The organism is Photobacterium sp. TY1-4 (genome assembly GCF_025398175.1).
Classification (GTDB): Bacteria; Pseudomonadota; Gammaproteobacteria; order Enterobacterales; family Vibrionaceae; genus Photobacterium.
Window position 1 is genome coordinate 19,628 of the sequence record NZ_CP099736.1, and the last position, 14,449, is coordinate 34,076.

The window sequence follows — 14,449 nt, forward strand, 5'->3', positions numbered from 1 at the left end:
GTCAGTGACGGGAAAGGTCTGAATCGCGGCCAGCCCGGTAGGCGCCGGCCGCGAGGGGACATCGTATTCAGCAGGCCCTTGGTCAGCGAGCCGCCACTTTGACATCATTGAGCAGGCCGGTGAGGATGGCCTCGGCTTCCTGACGCGCTGCGGCTTTCTCTGCGTCCGGATAGGCGTTTTCGACCACGTCATAATAGGTGGTAAACAGTTGCTGACTGAGGGTCTTGAAGCGCTCGCGTTCGCTCTCGGTCAGCGTAATGATCTGCATGTCCGGACGCTCTTTCAGAATGTTCTCGAGGTGCTCTTTGTTGATCCGCAGCTGGTATGCATAGGCGGCCTGATCGGCTGCTTTGATGGCTTTTTTGATCATGGCCTGCTTGTCGGCAGAGAGGTTGTGGAACCATTGGTTGTTGGTTGAGACGGTGCTGATATAGGACTGCTGGCCCGGGAACATGAGGTAATCTTGCACTTCATGCCACTTGGCGTTGTAGATGAAGTAAATCGGGTTCACCATGCTGTCGATGGTTTTTAATTGCAGCGAGCCGTACACTTCCCCCCAGGAGAGCGGGGTCGGGGTTGCCCCGAAAGCCTTATAGGTTTCGACCGGAATGGTCGAGGTAAAGGTGCGGATTTTCTGGTTCGCGAAGTCTTCCGGAGAGCGGATCGGCTTGTTGCCGCCCCAGACCATTTCGCCTTCCGACATCATCGACAGCAGTTTGAGGTTGGACTTTTCAAACTTCGGTGCCAAGTGGTTGTAGATCGTCGGGCTCTGGGTCAGGACCTTGTGCGTGAGTGCTTCGTTAGTGCCCAGCACATAGGGCAGGCTGACGGCCTGAACTTCCGGGACGTAAGAGCCCAGATGACCGGCGCCGACCGAGACAAACTGGATGGTCCCTTTGGCCGCAAGCTCGACGATATCATTTTCCGTCCCTAACTGGCCGTAGTAGTAAATACGGACCCGGATATCACCATCGGATTCTTGTTTGATGGTGTCGGCAAATGCCTTGGCGTAGACATCCTGAACATCGTTCTTATCTTCTTCCGAAGCGAACTTCCACGTTTCAGCCTGTGCGCTGAACATCATCCCTAAACTGAGTAGTGCAACGAGAGAGCGTTTCATCCTGTTCTTCCTTTTTGGGTCGCTTGCCATGGGGCAGCCGGTGACAGGCAAATGCGCTGTGCCGGCTGCGGTGGTGAAAGTGGTGTTTACCGGTTACCGGTTATCGGGCTCAGGCGGTTGGTCACCAGCTGGATCCAGTACCGTGCGCCGAATTCCAGAATGCGGTCGTTAAAGTCATAGCGGGGGTTGTGCAGGGCGCAGCCGCCCACGGACTCCGTGCCATTGCCGAGCAGCACATAGCAGCCCGGTTTGACCCGCAGCATGCTGGAGAAGTCTTCGGAGATGGTCAGGGGATCGCAATCGGCATGTACCCGATCTTCCCCCAGAACCTGCCGGGCCGCTTCAACGGCGTACCGGGTCTGCGCCGGGCTGTTGACTGTGGGATAAAAGGTATTGGTAAAGCTGAACTGGTATTCGGCCCCCGCGGCCTGGCAAATCCCGGCCACGATCCGGGCCATGCTCTGCTCAATCCGGGCCAGGGCGCTTTCGGTAAAGCAGCGGCAGTCACCTTTGATGGTGACGGTCGAAGGGATCACATTCACGGTGCCGTCGGTGATAAATTCAGTCGCAGAGACGACCGCCGTCTCATGAATCGCACTGAGGTTGCGCGAGACAATGGTCTGCAGCCCCAGTACAACCTGGGCGCCGACCACGAGCGGATCAATGCCCTGATGCGGCAGCGCGGCATGTCCGCCGACGCCGGTGATGGTGATTTCAAAACTGCTTTCGCTGGCCATGAGGGAGCCCGGGCGGACCATGAGTTCGCCTTCGGCAAGGCCGGGGAAATTATGGATGCCGTACACTTCGTCAATCTCGAAGCGCTCAAACAGCCCGTCGTCAATCATCGCCTGGGCCCCGCAGCCATGCTCCTCATCGGGCTGGAAGATAAAATAAATCGTGCCGTCGAAGGTCGGGTGTTGTGCCAGATAACAAGCGGCACCCAGCAACATCGCAGCGTGCCCGTCGTGTCCGCAGGCATGCATTTTGCCGTCGTGTTGCGAGCAGTGGGAGAACGTATTTTGCTCCCGGATATGCAGGGCATCTATATCCGCCCGCAGACCGATGCTGGCCGAACTGCTCCCCTGGCGCAGGATCCCGACCAGCCCGCTTTGCCCGATCCCGCGGACCACTTCAATGCCGAAGCTGTGGAGTTTCTCCGCGATAAAGTCAGCCGTCAGATGGACATCAAACCCGCATTCGGGAAAGCGGTGCAGGTGCTGGCGCCAGGCCGTCATGTCAGTGATGAGTTGTGGAGGGAGTAACAACATATTCTGAGCTCCGTCTGGTAAGAGATTTATTGGGCGTCGCTTAGGTGTTCGCACGATGGCTGCGTTTCAGCCGGTGCGCCCAGGTGCCTTTCCATCAGCGACCCGAAGCCGTGGATCGGCTCGGCGTATCCGACCAGTTTTAATGAATGCCAGGCCAGAACCTGGTTGCTGCTGAGCACGGGTTTACCGAGGGCGGCTTCAATCTGGGCGATCACCGGGGTTGCCCTCAGGGCGGTGCAGGAGATGAACAGGGCATCGGCGTTCGGATCACAGATGCGCAGGGCGGCCCGTTTGATGTCGCGCGGATCGATAAAGGTCATGGCCGTGTCGTCTTCAAAACCGAACCCGGCAATGTTCGTCACCTCATACCCCTGCTGATGAAAATACGCCGCAACATCGTGATTCACGGTGTCGGTATAAGGGGTCAGGATGGACAGGCGCTTGACCCGCAGTGTGGCTAGCGCGGCAAAGACCGCGGTGACCGGATCCGTGACCGCCGTTCCCGGACAGGCCTGATGGATGCGCGCTGCGATATTGGCTTGCCCGATCGCAATGGTGCCCGAGGTACAGGCATAGATCATGGCATCCAGCCGGGTGCCCGGCAGGATCGCGTCGGCCGCGGCGGTGATGCCGGGTGCCATGGTGCGCAGGTTTTCAATCGTCAGGGGATTTACATTGCGAACGCGGCTGGTAAACATGTGTACCGTTTCGGGATACAGCCGGCGTAAATCCTGCTCGATATTAAAATCTGTCGCCAGGGTGATCACCCCAATGCGTCCGGCCGGGGCCAGGTGCTCTAACGCAAAGTGTGGTTCGATCCGTTCATTTCTCATAGGCACCCCGTGAGGTTAGCAACACAACATTTTCCGGTGACGGAAGGCCCGCGACTGAACGCATTTGTCTGGCGTGTTGACGCGATGACCCTTCTATCGATAAGGTGTCGAAACGAAGTTTTACATTTCGTTTACAAGGTCATGATGCCTTGACTGGATTGAGGGAATTCCTCAAAAACATTTTGAATAATGATGATAATCCGCGTTTTTCTGCGATATAGTGCGTGAGATTGGCAAGGAAACAGGCGGTAAGCTGATCCCCGGCACTTCAGGTGCCCAGGGCTTTGGCGCCGTTCAATACTACATTTATGCTCAAAGGATCCTGACAGAAATGGCGCACGCTTCTCCACCCGTGGTCGATAGCTTCGACCGTAAAATTCTTGATCTTGTCCAGTTGTCTAACCGCATCACTTCAGAACAAATTGCTGAAAGTGTGGGATTGTCGCCGGCTGCGGTTCAGCGGCGGCTCAAGCGCATGCGGGAGAAACAGGTCATCCAGGCCGATATCTCGGTCGTGAATCCCAAATCAGTCGGGCAGGCGATGACCTTTGTCGTTCAGGTAACGCTTGAACGTGAGCGGGTCGATCTGATGCATAACTTCAAAAAAGAGATGACGGCGAACCGCTCGGTCCAGCAATGCTATTACGTAACCGGCAGTTCAGACTTCATCCTGATTGTCACCGCGGCAGATATGGCGGGGTATGATAAGTTCACGCGGGAAGCATTTTTTGACAATGCCAATATCAAGAGTTTTCAGACCAATGTGGTGATGGATCCGGTTAAGGTCGGGCTGACCATCCCGATTGATGAAGAGGGTGATTAATTGCGGTTTGTTTCGATGCAGTTCAGTGTGGTGTTCTGCCACGCCGCTGCATTGAAGAGAAGCGAATCGAGGTGAAGAGAGCACGACCCCCGTGCTCTCTGTCGATTCGGAGCGGCTTACTGGCTGATCAGTTGCTGATACAACGCCGGGTCCGTCGCCCCTTCCGTTCCGATCACCAGCACGCGGCTGGATTCATCCAGGCCGAGCGCCTGAGCGAACTGATTGCTCTCGCGGGCGATGAGCGCGGCAGCCAGACCCGGCACAGCGGATTCCCCGGCCTCAATTGCCGGATCGCCGTGATACCCGGAGGCCAGCAGGCGCATGGTTTGGCCGATGGCCGCTTCGCTGAGTGTCAGGAAATCATCGGCACCGTTGGCAAGGATGGTCCAGGCCAGTGCCGAGACTTCGCCGCAAGCCAGCCCGGCCATTAAGGTTTCGAGATCGCCGTCAACCACGACGGGTTTGCCTGCGCGGGCACTTTGCTGCAGGCAATTGGCCTGCTCCGGCTCGACAATGATCAAGCGCGGGCGTTTTTTTCCCCACAGATCCCAGAAATAGCCACACACCGCCGAGGCCAGCCCCCCGACACCGCCCTGGATAAACACATGGGTCGGGATCGCTCCGGCCAGCTGGTCGACGATTTCGCCAAGCATCACGGTATAGCCGAGGGCAACGTCTTTGGGGATCTCCATATAGCCTTCATAAGAAGTATCAGAGACGATCACCCGGTTGTGTTTTCTGGCTTCTTCATCGGCGAGGCGAACCGATTCATCATAGTTGCCGCTGATCCGGATCACCTCTGCGCCGTATTGCTCCATGGCCCGTTTGCGCCCTTCCGAAACATCCCGGTGAATATAGATCACACAGCCGCAGCCGAACAGCTGTGCCCCCCAGGCAACAGAGCGGCCGTGATTGCCGTCTGTGGCGCAGCTGACCACGACCTCTGCGGCTTCAGACTGCCACTGGCCCTTCAACAACTCGGTAATGGTCGGTTGTTTGCCGTAGCGCGCTTTGAGAACCGCCTGGAGTTGCCGTGCGACGGCATAAGCCCCGCCCAGAGCCTTGAAGCTTTTGAGACCAAACCGCTGCGACTCATCTTTGTACCACAGGCGGTCGATCCCTGCGGCTTGAGATAAATGGGACAATGAATGCAATGGGGTCACCGCGTAACCCGGCCAGCGTTGGATCTCCTCAATGGCTTGCGCTGCGCTGGCCACACTTAATACCGCTTGTTGCTCAGGGGAATAAACGTTATTCGGGTGTGCTCCGGGGTTGGCAAAATGTGTCAGTGTGCCATGCACGATTTGCATAATGGCGCTCCTTTCGTCTGGTTGAGATGGCCTGCAATTGGTTTTTCGGTCAGGCATGCCTTCTGGCTTGAGATAGTTTCAGTTTATCGAGGATGGTTGCAGAAGATGTGTCTTCTGGAGCCTCATGGGGCGGAGATATTGCGCAATTTGGTAGCAGAATGCGGATATTCCTCACCCCTGCGCTGAAGGGTGTGCTTTAAATCAACCGGAAGCGGTTCGCCTTCCATTCCGCGCCGTCAATCAGCCCTTCCTGGTACAGCCCCCCCCAGTCGTAGAAGAACGGCGCAAACCCGCTGCCGCCGGTGAGGTGACTCAGGCCAATGCAGGCGATCACCACCAGGGCAGCAATCGCGTACTCGATGGGATCGCCGGTGCGAAAGCGGCCGCCGAACAGATGAAATCGCCGGTCGCTGTAGGGGGAGAAGGGCACCCCGCTTACGGTCATCGCATCGGTGAGGATATGGCTCACCCCGCCCCAGGCGAACGCGGTCAGCAGGCCGTGGTAATCCCAGACAAAGGTGAAGGCCAGCGCGGCGATCAGCCAGTGGGTAAAAATGTGGGTCGGCCCGCGGTGCTTGATGTGGCGCCCGCCGGCTTTGGCCAGGTATTCCATCCAGTCCGGGGCGGTCGCGCCGGCCACGCAGGCGGCAACATGGGGCGGGGAGATCACCGCGCAGGCCGCGCCGGCGATCAGGGTATGGTTGAACCACTTCACGGCCGGGCCTCCGTTGGTTGCGGGGTCTGTTCGGGAGGTGAGGGCGGCGGCAGGTAAGCCAGGCGCTGCAGGTACCGGTTGACCTGGTCGATACGCTGGTTGTCGCACATCGAGCTCAGCGCCAGGCGCTGCTCAACGATTTGCGCCTCGAACTTGAGGATATCACGCTGGGCGGCGGCGACTTTCTCCAGGTAGCTGACCTGCTCGGTGACGTTGGCGATCCCCTGCTTGACCCGGGCCTGGGACCGGGCTTCCAGTGCCAGGTACAGGCCGATCTCCCGGTAGGCATGGTTGCGGTTCGCCAGGGCTTCGGCAAAACGGGCGACGCTCTGGGCTACGCTGATCCGGCGTTTGTGCTCCCATTCCCGCTCCCGCGACTGCTCTGTGCTGGAGTAAAGCGGCATCTCGCCGACCAGGCCGATGTAGTGATCGGTGATCTCCGGCCAGTCGCTGCGGTCGTACTGGTCGACGTTGGAGCGGACCCCGGCGACGATTTTCAGATCGATGTTGAACTTGCTCTTCTCCGGATAGCAGCGGTTGATGACGGTAAAGATGGCATCGGGGTCAATCACCGGCGCGCTCTTGAGCGCCGGGATCGGGGTGTGGAAGTTGGGCGGGGTGCCTTTGAGGGTCGGCAGCTCGAACGGGCGGATATCCGGCGGCGTTTCTTCGGGCTGCTGCCAGGGCAGGCTGATCCCCCATCCTTTTGGATTTTGTGTTTGTGGCGTGGCTGCCGGACGGTCCGGGTTCTGAGGTTCGGCGGCCTGGGCTGTAATGGGAAGCAGGACAGCCAGTACGGCAAGTGCCCGGATGATCGGGTGAGGCGGAGTCGGGTGGTTATTCGGCACGGGTCGAACGCCTCCCGGTGCCGAGCATCTGCAGGCCGCCGATCACCGCGCCGGCTTCCCAGGCGCCGGAAATAATGCACATTGCGACCAGGAACCAGATCAGCGCCCGGGTGGTGTCGTAGCTGACATCGCTCTCGAGGTTGGTCCGTTGCGGATCGCGCCGTTCGATGATCGGCCGGATGGAGGGCGGTAGTCTGCCTTCCTCGCTGGCAGAAATCAGCCACAATTTGGCCGAGAGCATGCACTTGCGGGCGATCTGGGCCTTGCGGCCGGTGAGCTTGTGGGCATCGTCGATAAACAGCAGCGCCTGGGTGTCGAGCAGGTAGTCAGCCAGCAAGTCGGCTTTCTGCTGCAGGTTGAGCCGGGCCCAGGGCGTCTGAGTTTCAGCTTCTTCGGTAAAGGTCGCATACCAGGCTTCGATGCCCTTGATTTCGACCCAGCTCGAGAGCGGCATCAGCCCCTCGAGCAGCACCGGCTGCGGTTGCCGCCCCCAGATCTCGTGGCGGTTGTCGCGCAGGCGGGTGAGCCAGCGGCTTTTGCCGGCGTCATGGGCACCGGTGATCAGCTGGCACCGGGTCCGGCGCAGGCTGGTTTCTTTGCGGCTGTGGCTGGGCGCATACCGGCGCGGCGCATCCACGATCAGCGGGGTGACGTAGCGGCTGCCGTCCCGGCGGGTACGGTTGTGATCGGTCCGGAGTTTGAGAAATCGCATTGCTTATTCCTGCGGGGTATTGCCAGCAGAATTAGCAAAATTTCGCCAAGGGATCATATCGGGGGTTGCAGCTTTCGGGTGACTTCAAGTGACGGTGTAATTATGTTGTCGGTCGCCGGGAGGTGTACGAACAACCGCTGTTATTTCCGTACAGCGCGAAAAAATTTTGCGCAGCACATAGGGGTAAATGTTTTGCTTTGAGGGAATAGGGCATCGCTCAGGGGGATGTGTTCGAGAATACCGGTCGTTTTTCTCGAACAGGGTTCTATGACGGGGGCTGGGTGATGCCAGACAATTGCGTTGGCATCAACCCCCTTCCCATCAAGGATCCTTGTGTGGCTTTTCAGCGTGGTGCTTTATCAGGTGCGGTTGTTCTGCGACAGATTAGTTTGGGCTGGGCATAGTCGCACGGTCCGCCAACACCGCTGCAGGTCGAGGCGTTACTCTCTCCCGTTTCCCGACTGGTTTGCGCTCGGATGTTACGCAAGTTGTTTAAGTGATGTAACTTACGTAAGTTATTCCTGAGTCATACCTGACAGCCGGGCTGCTGTGGTTATCACCCGTCAGCCTGTACCTGCTTATCGGCTCCCGTGACTGCGCCACACAGGAGCACGCGTCCCCGTCAAGACGGACACCTTGCTGTCACCTGCTTGTTGGTTTCTCCGAACCCGGAGGCCGCCCACTTGTTTAAAGTCGCTGGCGTTGGTCTGCCCGCAACGACCAGGAAAAACAGGTTTCCTGAAATTCTGAGAGTCAGTTCAAAGCGGACGAGTTGATGCGACCGCAGCAAAGCGGCACAATGAAGAGGTCTGATTTCTTATCTCTTGATCACGGCCCGCTGCGTCAACAGCTCACCGTGTCTGCTCGTCCCTGAGTGCGTTCTGTCGTAAGGCTTTCCTCTGGCCGGTTTTCGATCCCTCAACCATACCAAGCTTGGAATTGTGACAGTTTTTTGAATCCCGACCGCGCGGGTGATCTCGGGTGGGGATGAAATGACGGGTTTGTTATTTTCAGAGTGGGTCGATCAATCAGATCCTTTTGGCGCACTATAACTTTGGTTATTTAATCACATGTTAAACATCAATAAGTCTGTGTCTTCATGGCGAGTTCGTGATGAAGTGGGTTATCAGTGTATCTCCGATAGATTCAGCGGGCTGCCAACTGAATGGATTGTCCGTCCTGAATGAATGTGAATGCTTTCAATATTCCGTCGCTGCGGGTATTGATAAAGGCGACCAGCTTCCAGCGCAGAATTTCAAAGTTGTATCCTTCTTGCCAGGTTGAAGGGCTTTGCACGACTTTATCTTTCCACCATTCAACGACATCACCCATTTGCTCAGGCGTGAGGGCGCCCAGATCAATCTCCAACTGGTTTTGCGAGTTGAAAGGGATCTGCCAGGCAACGAGGAAGGGGCCGCTTCCTTTGAGGCCGGCAGCAGAGGTTAAATCTCGTGCTCTTTCGTAATCGTAGTCAGGGATTGCCGTGGAGCAAAAGGAGTGACTTTCCGTCTGTTGTCTCACGAGCCAATAGGTCGGAACTCGTGAGGGGAGAGGAAAATCCGTGTCTGTATCGGGGTTCAGGTTTTCGGTCATGCGATAACAAAGTTGTGCCAGCTTATCCCGACTTTCTTGACCACTGGAAGGCGACAGTACAAAACCGTAAGCGGCATATCCGGCTTCGGGGTTGGTGCCTCGTGGCAGTAGGGCATAAGTCGCCATTACTTGGCTTGTCTGGCTGAAGTTAAACCCTGAGATCCTACTGGCAGGCTCACGGGTCATTTTATTGACGGAACAGGAAAATAGAGCCGGGATAAAAAGAAAGGGCAGTATCTTTTTCATGGTTGTCTCCTTCTGAGTCTCCCAAGCAGAAACGCAGCACAATGAATACAGGCGTAAACCACAAGGACAACCAACACGATACCGCTTTGGGTGAGATCCTGAAGCCAGTAAATCAACGGAATTGCCAGCAAAACGGCTAAAAGCGTGAGTGATAGCTGTTTGGGCATGAGGGCTCCTGGATGTCAAAACATGTCTGTATAGATAATCGTACGACACATCCGGATTTCTACCACGCGCATTGTGTGATCTATCGCTGTATTTAGCGATTGGTCATTTCATCACTGACGATTGTAACTTCTTAAAACATGCGCTGAGTATCGATATACAGCCTGCTTTCCCATGCTTACGATGACGATGTTGCCGCCGCCAAAATATGATCCCTCTCGGATCTTGCTTGCTCCTTCATTGCACTTTATCTCTGAACCGCCACTCTCGGTATAACAATTTATTGGACTGATAAGGGCGTGACATGGCCAATTACGCTTATCTACGGGTCTCGACTGACAGCCAGGATGTGCTGAACCAGAAACACGGGATCCTGGAGTATGCCAACAAAACCGGGTTGGCTGACTTGGTATTTGTTGAAGATTCGGTGTCCGGCGCCAAAAAGTGGCGGCAGCGAAAGCTGGGTGCGCTGCTCGAAGGCATGACAGAAGGGGATACCATCGTGTTTTCTGAAGTGACCCGGATGGCCCGTTCGGCGTTGCAGGTACTGGAAATCCTCGAGCTGTGCATGGAGAAACAGCTCCGTGTGTATATTGCCAAGCAGAACATGCAGCTCGACGGTTCGCTGCAATCGAAAATTATCGCCACCATGCTCGGCCTAGCCGGCGAGATCGAACGCGAGTTTATCCGCATGCGTACCAAGGAGGCCTTAGCGGCCAGGAAAGCGGCCGGCTATCAATTGGGGCGGCCGAAAGGGGAAGCCAAAACCCTCAAGCTTGATGCCAGGCGCGAGCAGATCGAGAAATATCTCGGAATGGGGTTGGGGATCCGAGAAACCGCGCGGCTGATTGACGCCGCGCCGAGCACCTTGAGTGACTATGTGAAACGGCGAGGGTTATGATTTTTATAACACAAAAGTATTAATATATGTTTTATTGGGAAGAGTTAAATCTTAAAACTAATAATTTAATCGAGTGGGAATGTTTTAAAATCAGGCATTGGTGTACTAATTTATATTCATCGATACTTAGAGTTTTTTATCATTTCTATGTATTCAATTATTGGTGTTTATATGTCAAGAGATATAAATGACTTAGTTCCTGAGTTTAAAGAAAAAGTAGTTTCATTGTTAGATGATTGCGATTTATCGGGTTATCCAATGCGACCATTCTTTACAATACGTAGCCCATTTGATCAAGCTAAGCTATGGCGTCAGTCTCGCAGCACCTTCCAAGTTGATTCGAAGATAAATCAGTTACGTAGTCAAGGCGCAGATTTTCTTGCGCACTGTATTGAGAGTGTTGGGCCGCAATCTGGACGGCATGTCACTAATGCTATTCCTGGTTTTTCGTGGCATCAATGGGGAGAGGCCATAGATTGTTTTTGGCTCGTTGATGGTAAATCTGAATGGTCAACTAGGAAAAAAGTAAATGGCATGAATGGATATGTTAATTATGCAACACGTGCGAGAGATGCAGGAATTAATTCCGGTGGTTTTTGGCGTTCATTTAAAGATTGGCCTCACTTACAAATGAGAAATGAGTCTAACCCAAGGAGAGTGTATAGTTTATCTGAAATAAATAATCAAATGAAACTTAGATTTGAATCGTGAAATATAAACAGGTGACTTTTAAAAATCAATTAAATATTATGAGTTGGTTAGTTATATGTCTAATAAATCAGAAGTGAAATATTGCCTATCAGGTGTGGTGTCTTGGGTATTTATTTCAATGTTAATAATGTATGGTTTTCATTGGGTATATTATGAACACCTTCTTAATAATGAAGGTAATGGTGTAAAGTCAATTGTCATAATTCTGACCATAACTTTAACATGTGGTATATGGGGAGGGATAGGAGGCTACTCATTAATCTACTTAAATCGGAAGCACTATGAGTTAAGTAGTTTAGATGAAAAATCAAATGATGGTATTTTTACAGATGAGATTAACTTAGTGGATGAAATAAATCCATATATATTTCTCGGAGTTATTTCTTCAAATTTAGTTCCCCTTTTTTTAGGTTTATTGTCGCAAGGTAGTATAAATGTATTTGTGGACTCTGATAATACCGGTGAACCATTAAATCATATTGTGGATATGAAATGGATTGAGTCTTTTTCTTTGATTGGACTATGTTTGATTGCCGCAATATATTCTAAAAATTTTATTGTGAAGATTGGAAATAAAACAATTTTTGAGAAAATGAAAGAGTTAAATAGTTCGCAATCTAAAATAATCGTCGAAAACAAAAAAATAGAATCTGAGATTGAGGGTTTTCAAAGAAAAAACAATGAGTTAGAGGGTAAGTTGTCAAGGGCGGAAAAAGAACTAGAAAGTGCAAGGGAGAGATCATTAATAGATAAGCGATATGTAGCTCATTTAAATGCGTACCACCTTTTTAAAAGATACTTGGATTTGAAAGGTGGTGGTGATTTAAGTTGTGATGTTAAAGATGATTTACCACCTTCAACCAAGTCTAAAATGAAGTCGTACTTGCTGAAGGCTATAGATATTTTGGATAGTACTTATTTTGATCCGACAAACGTTGATACTTATATTTTAAAGGGTAACTGTTATAGGCAGTTAAGTATTGTTACTCGTGATGAATCATATCTTGTTAGAGCATATGAATGTTTGGATGAACTGTTGAAGTCTATTAATGATGGTGATTTTGAAATTGATAATAGTGATTTTGTTTGTATTTATGTGAACATCATCTGTTATGCGATAAATCTAAATAAGGATAAGAATGAAATCATAAAGTTAACAAATGATGCAATATCAATAATAGGTGATGAAGAAAGTATTAAGGTTATATTTAAGGATAATGAAATTAAAGAATACCTTGATAGAACGGTGGCATATAATGCAGCATTTAGTCGGTACACAAAACCATCCCGATTATAAGTATGATGAATCTGACATTTCTGAATCGAGATTATGTCAAAAAGCTAATCAGGTTTTGCGCGTTATTGTTGCTTGCTTGTTTTCAGGTAGTTTTAAGAGCACAACCCTTCCCTGAAGATAATGCCGCCCTGCAAAGCGTCGCCCGTTTTTGCCCTCTGATGTTTTGCGGCCATCACGCTCAATCGCCCTCGCGGTCACACGTCATACAGGCATCACACCGCCAGGGCAACGTCATGGCCGCAAAACCCGGGCTGAAAACCGCCGACTGCAGGGCCTTCAAAAGCTCTGTTACCAACCCTACCCCCGAGCTCGGGGTATGGCTCAAATTGTAACATAATGAAATTTATGCGAACTTGCTACGCTGCTGGCGCCAGGCAAGCTGTCGGCGGCTGGGCAAATTCAGGCATAAAAGCATTATGTTAAATTATCGCGCAGCCCTGAACGGCGGGCTGTAAGGCTGCCGGCAAGCCGGCGATGTTTATCGGCCCGTGGGCAAGCCACCGGCCGGGCTGTTCGGCGCATCAAAACACAAACGGCGTGTTTTCATGCGGTCACGTTCGCATACACCGGGCCGTCTGTCATCGCGGGTCGTTCCGGCATGTTGGCCGTGCCGGCCAATCACCTGGCGCAAGCGCCTCGGTGCCACCACGTCCCCCGCCCACCCTGGTGCCCCGCGAAATGGTGGGGGTAAAGGCCCGTGCCTGGCTCATGTCCGTCGTCGCGGTAAGTTCTGCGTTCGCAGCATCAGCGCGGGGCGGGTGTGCTGGTCGTGGTGGTAAGTGTTTATCGTCTGAGGTGTTGTAGCTGCTCTTTAAGGGTCCATGCAATCATAATCTGCAACTTTGAGTGATCTCTCATAAAGGCACCTTGCAACGCTCTAATTTACTGTACTTTGAGTTACCTCCCTTTTAAATATATGCGTTTGGTTACAGTGAATCACGATCTGATAAGCGTGCTTGGAGGCGTAATATGAAATTTGTTCTGGTAGCTCTTCTATGTTTTGGGCTGAGTGCTTGTACGGCGACGGTTCCGAAAGAAGTCGTTGAGTTGTCTTATCAGATGGAAAAGGATTTGGTCGGGGTTGAGAAAACCTATATTACTTTGGTAAAGCAACACGTCTCAGTTTTAAAGAAACAACGTGAAGATTACCTCAATAATGAGTGGGTGCCGGCTATGTTGGAAGATTGGATTACAGAAGGGAAATTGGTGCCGATGGCAAAAGGAGAGGTAATTTATGATGACCTATCAGGTGATTTCATAACCACACCGTCTCCGAATCGCCGTGCTCAATTGCGTAGTATCGTTGAGTGGTCTCATGCTGCCGTTGAAGCGATAGAAAGCAAGCGCCGTGAATTAATACAACCATTAGAAGAAGCTGAGTCTAGCTTGATTGAAGATATAGAACGGAGCTTTGACCTGTTGCACCTCGGCAATCAAACGATTTCGGCTCACTTGAATAGTATTCGAGAAGTTCAGGATGTACAGAACGAGTTACTGGAAAAAGCTGGGTGGGATGGCTTGCGAAGTGACATCAATCAGAAGCTCAGTGATTTGTCGGTAAAAGCAAGCGAAGGCCTTGATGAGGTCCGAAAGCTTGATTCCAAAACTAAAGATAAGTTGGAGAAGCTGAAATGAGTATGCGAGATAGAATTAAAAAATCGGTCAATCGAACCAATGAGAAGTTTTCGGATCGTGAAGCACAGTTGCTATTGAATACCAGCCTGGACCTGAAAAAATTAAGTCCGTCCCTCCAGAATCATCCTCTATATCCGGAACTAGTTCAGGTGATTTCCTCCGCAACAGCGAATAACTGGAATGTAGCTAAATTTGAGTCTGAGGTAAAAAGCCTGGGATTGGAAGCTTGGCAGCTGGCAAAAGATATTGTCGATGCTGTGAAGTAGGAGAGA

Annotated in this window: 14 protein-coding genes; 6 read left to right on the top strand and 8 right to left on the bottom strand. The window is 52.4% G+C overall.

The window, feature by feature from the left end; genetic code table 11:
* Positions 1 to 82 precede the first annotated feature (82 nt).
* The 3 genes from dctP to NH461_RS25450 form a co-directional block, all read right to left on the bottom strand.
* Complete coding sequence (dctP, locus tag NH461_RS25440; protein ID WP_261604683.1) at positions 83 to 1,120, bottom strand: TRAP transporter substrate-binding protein DctP; 1,038 nt, start codon at positions 1,118 to 1,120, stop codon at positions 83 to 85.
* Between the two features lie 86 nt (positions 1,121 to 1,206).
* Positions 1,207 to 2,388: a M20 aminoacylase family protein gene (locus NH461_RS25445; protein ID WP_261604684.1), complete on the bottom strand. Its 1,182-nt coding sequence runs from the start codon at positions 2,386 to 2,388 to the stop codon at positions 1,207 to 1,209.
* Between the two features lie 26 nt (positions 2,389 to 2,414).
* On the bottom strand, positions 2,415 to 3,221 hold the full coding sequence (locus tag NH461_RS25450) for an Asp/Glu racemase (protein WP_261604685.1): 807 nt from the start codon (positions 3,219 to 3,221) through the stop codon (positions 2,415 to 2,417).
* A 331-nt stretch (positions 3,222 to 3,552) separates the two neighbouring features.
* Between NH461_RS25450 and NH461_RS25455 the strand changes: the two genes are divergently transcribed.
* Positions 3,553 to 4,044, top strand: a complete 492-nt coding sequence (locus tag NH461_RS25455) for an Lrp/AsnC family transcriptional regulator (RefSeq protein ID WP_261604686.1) — start codon at positions 3,553 to 3,555, stop codon at positions 4,042 to 4,044.
* A gap of 116 nt (positions 4,045 to 4,160) precedes the next feature.
* On the opposite strand, the gene NH461_RS25460 is transcribed toward NH461_RS25455, so the two are convergent.
* The 5 genes from NH461_RS25460 to NH461_RS25480 all read right to left on the bottom strand — a co-directional run bounded on the left by NH461_RS25460 (position 4,161) and on the right by NH461_RS25480 (position 9,468).
* A complete protein-coding gene (locus tag NH461_RS25460; RefSeq protein ID WP_261604687.1) occupies positions 4,161 to 5,354 on the bottom strand; it encodes a diaminopropionate ammonia-lyase in 1,194 nt (397 codons plus the stop codon).
* Positions 5,355 to 5,550: 196 nt separating this feature from the next.
* A complete protein-coding gene (locus tag NH461_RS25465; RefSeq protein ID WP_261604688.1) occupies positions 5,551 to 6,069 on the bottom strand; it encodes a metal-dependent hydrolase in 519 nt (172 codons plus the stop codon).
* On the bottom strand, positions 6,066 to 6,764 hold the full coding sequence (locus NH461_RS25470) for a hypothetical protein (protein WP_261604693.1): 699 nt from the start codon (positions 6,762 to 6,764) through the stop codon (positions 6,066 to 6,068). The genes NH461_RS25465 and NH461_RS25470 overlap by 4 nt, the downstream gene beginning before the upstream one ends.
* 142 nt (positions 6,765 to 6,906) lie before the next feature.
* Positions 6,907 to 7,629 carry a hypothetical protein gene (locus NH461_RS25475; protein ID WP_261604689.1) on the bottom strand — a complete coding sequence of 241 codons (723 nt, stop codon included), beginning with the start codon at positions 7,627 to 7,629 and terminating at the stop codon, positions 6,907 to 6,909.
* Positions 7,630 to 8,775: 1,146 nt separating this feature from the next.
* Positions 8,776 to 9,468, bottom strand: a complete 693-nt coding sequence (locus NH461_RS25480) for a hypothetical protein (protein WP_261604690.1) — start codon at positions 9,466 to 9,468, stop codon at positions 8,776 to 8,778.
* Between the two features lie 469 nt (positions 9,469 to 9,937).
* Between NH461_RS25480 and NH461_RS25485 the strand changes: the two genes are divergently transcribed.
* The 5 genes from NH461_RS25485 to NH461_RS25505 all read left to right on the top strand — a co-directional run bounded on the left by NH461_RS25485 (position 9,938) and on the right by NH461_RS25505 (position 14,443).
* Positions 9,938 to 10,534 (top strand): recombinase family protein, encoded by a 597-nt coding sequence (locus tag NH461_RS25485; protein WP_261604691.1) that lies wholly within the window; start codon positions 9,938 to 9,940, stop codon positions 10,532 to 10,534.
* Between the two features lie 171 nt (positions 10,535 to 10,705).
* The gene (locus NH461_RS25490) at positions 10,706 to 11,245 is read left to right on the top strand and encodes a M15 family metallopeptidase (RefSeq protein WP_261604692.1); all 540 of its coding nucleotides are present in this window, start codon (positions 10,706 to 10,708) and stop codon (positions 11,243 to 11,245) included.
* Between the two features lie 55 nt (positions 11,246 to 11,300).
* Positions 11,301 to 12,542, top strand: a complete 1,242-nt coding sequence (locus tag NH461_RS25495; RefSeq protein WP_261604645.1) for a YEATS-associated helix-containing protein — start codon at positions 11,301 to 11,303, stop codon at positions 12,540 to 12,542.
* Positions 12,543 to 13,511: 969 nt separating this feature from the next.
* The gene (locus NH461_RS25500) at positions 13,512 to 14,177 is read left to right on the top strand and encodes a hypothetical protein (RefSeq protein ID WP_261604646.1); all 666 of its coding nucleotides are present in this window, start codon (positions 13,512 to 13,514) and stop codon (positions 14,175 to 14,177) included.
* The gene (locus NH461_RS25505) at positions 14,174 to 14,443 is read left to right on the top strand and encodes a hypothetical protein (RefSeq protein ID WP_261604647.1); all 270 of its coding nucleotides are present in this window, start codon (positions 14,174 to 14,176) and stop codon (positions 14,441 to 14,443) included. Before NH461_RS25500 ends, NH461_RS25505 begins: the two co-directional genes overlap by 4 nt.
* Positions 14,444 to 14,449 lie beyond the last annotated feature (6 nt).

Excerpts from the sequence above, each read along its gene's own strand:
- dctP (WP_261604683.1), bottom strand. The coding sequence starts at position 1,120 with ATGAAACGCTCTCTCGTTGCACTACTCAGTTTAGGGATGATGTTCAGC.
- NH461_RS25445 (WP_261604684.1), bottom strand. The coding sequence starts at position 2,388 with ATGTTGTTACTCCCTCCACAACTCATCACTGACATGACGGCCTGGCGC.
- NH461_RS25450 (WP_261604685.1), bottom strand. The coding sequence starts at position 3,221 with ATGAGAAATGAACGGATCGAACCACACTTTGCGTTAGAGCACCTGGCC.
- NH461_RS25455 (WP_261604686.1), top strand. The coding sequence starts at position 3,553 with ATGGCGCACGCTTCTCCACCCGTGGTCGATAGCTTCGACCGTAAAATT.
- NH461_RS25460 (WP_261604687.1), bottom strand. The coding sequence starts at position 5,354 with ATGCAAATCGTGCATGGCACACTGACACATTTTGCCAACCCCGGAGCA.
- NH461_RS25475 (WP_261604689.1), bottom strand. The coding sequence starts at position 7,629 with ATGCGATTTCTCAAACTCCGGACCGATCACAACCGTACCCGCCGGGAC.
- NH461_RS25480 (WP_261604690.1), bottom strand. The coding sequence starts at position 9,468 with ATGAAAAAGATACTGCCCTTTCTTTTTATCCCGGCTCTATTTTCCTGT.
- NH461_RS25485 (WP_261604691.1), top strand. The coding sequence starts at position 9,938 with ATGGCCAATTACGCTTATCTACGGGTCTCGACTGACAGCCAGGATGTG.
- NH461_RS25490 (WP_261604692.1), top strand. The coding sequence starts at position 10,706 with ATGTCAAGAGATATAAATGACTTAGTTCCTGAGTTTAAAGAAAAAGTA.
- NH461_RS25495 (WP_261604645.1), top strand. The coding sequence starts at position 11,301 with ATGTCTAATAAATCAGAAGTGAAATATTGCCTATCAGGTGTGGTGTCT.
- NH461_RS25500 (WP_261604646.1), top strand. The coding sequence starts at position 13,512 with ATGAAATTTGTTCTGGTAGCTCTTCTATGTTTTGGGCTGAGTGCTTGT.
- NH461_RS25505 (WP_261604647.1), top strand. The coding sequence starts at position 14,174 with ATGAGTATGCGAGATAGAATTAAAAAATCGGTCAATCGAACCAATGAG.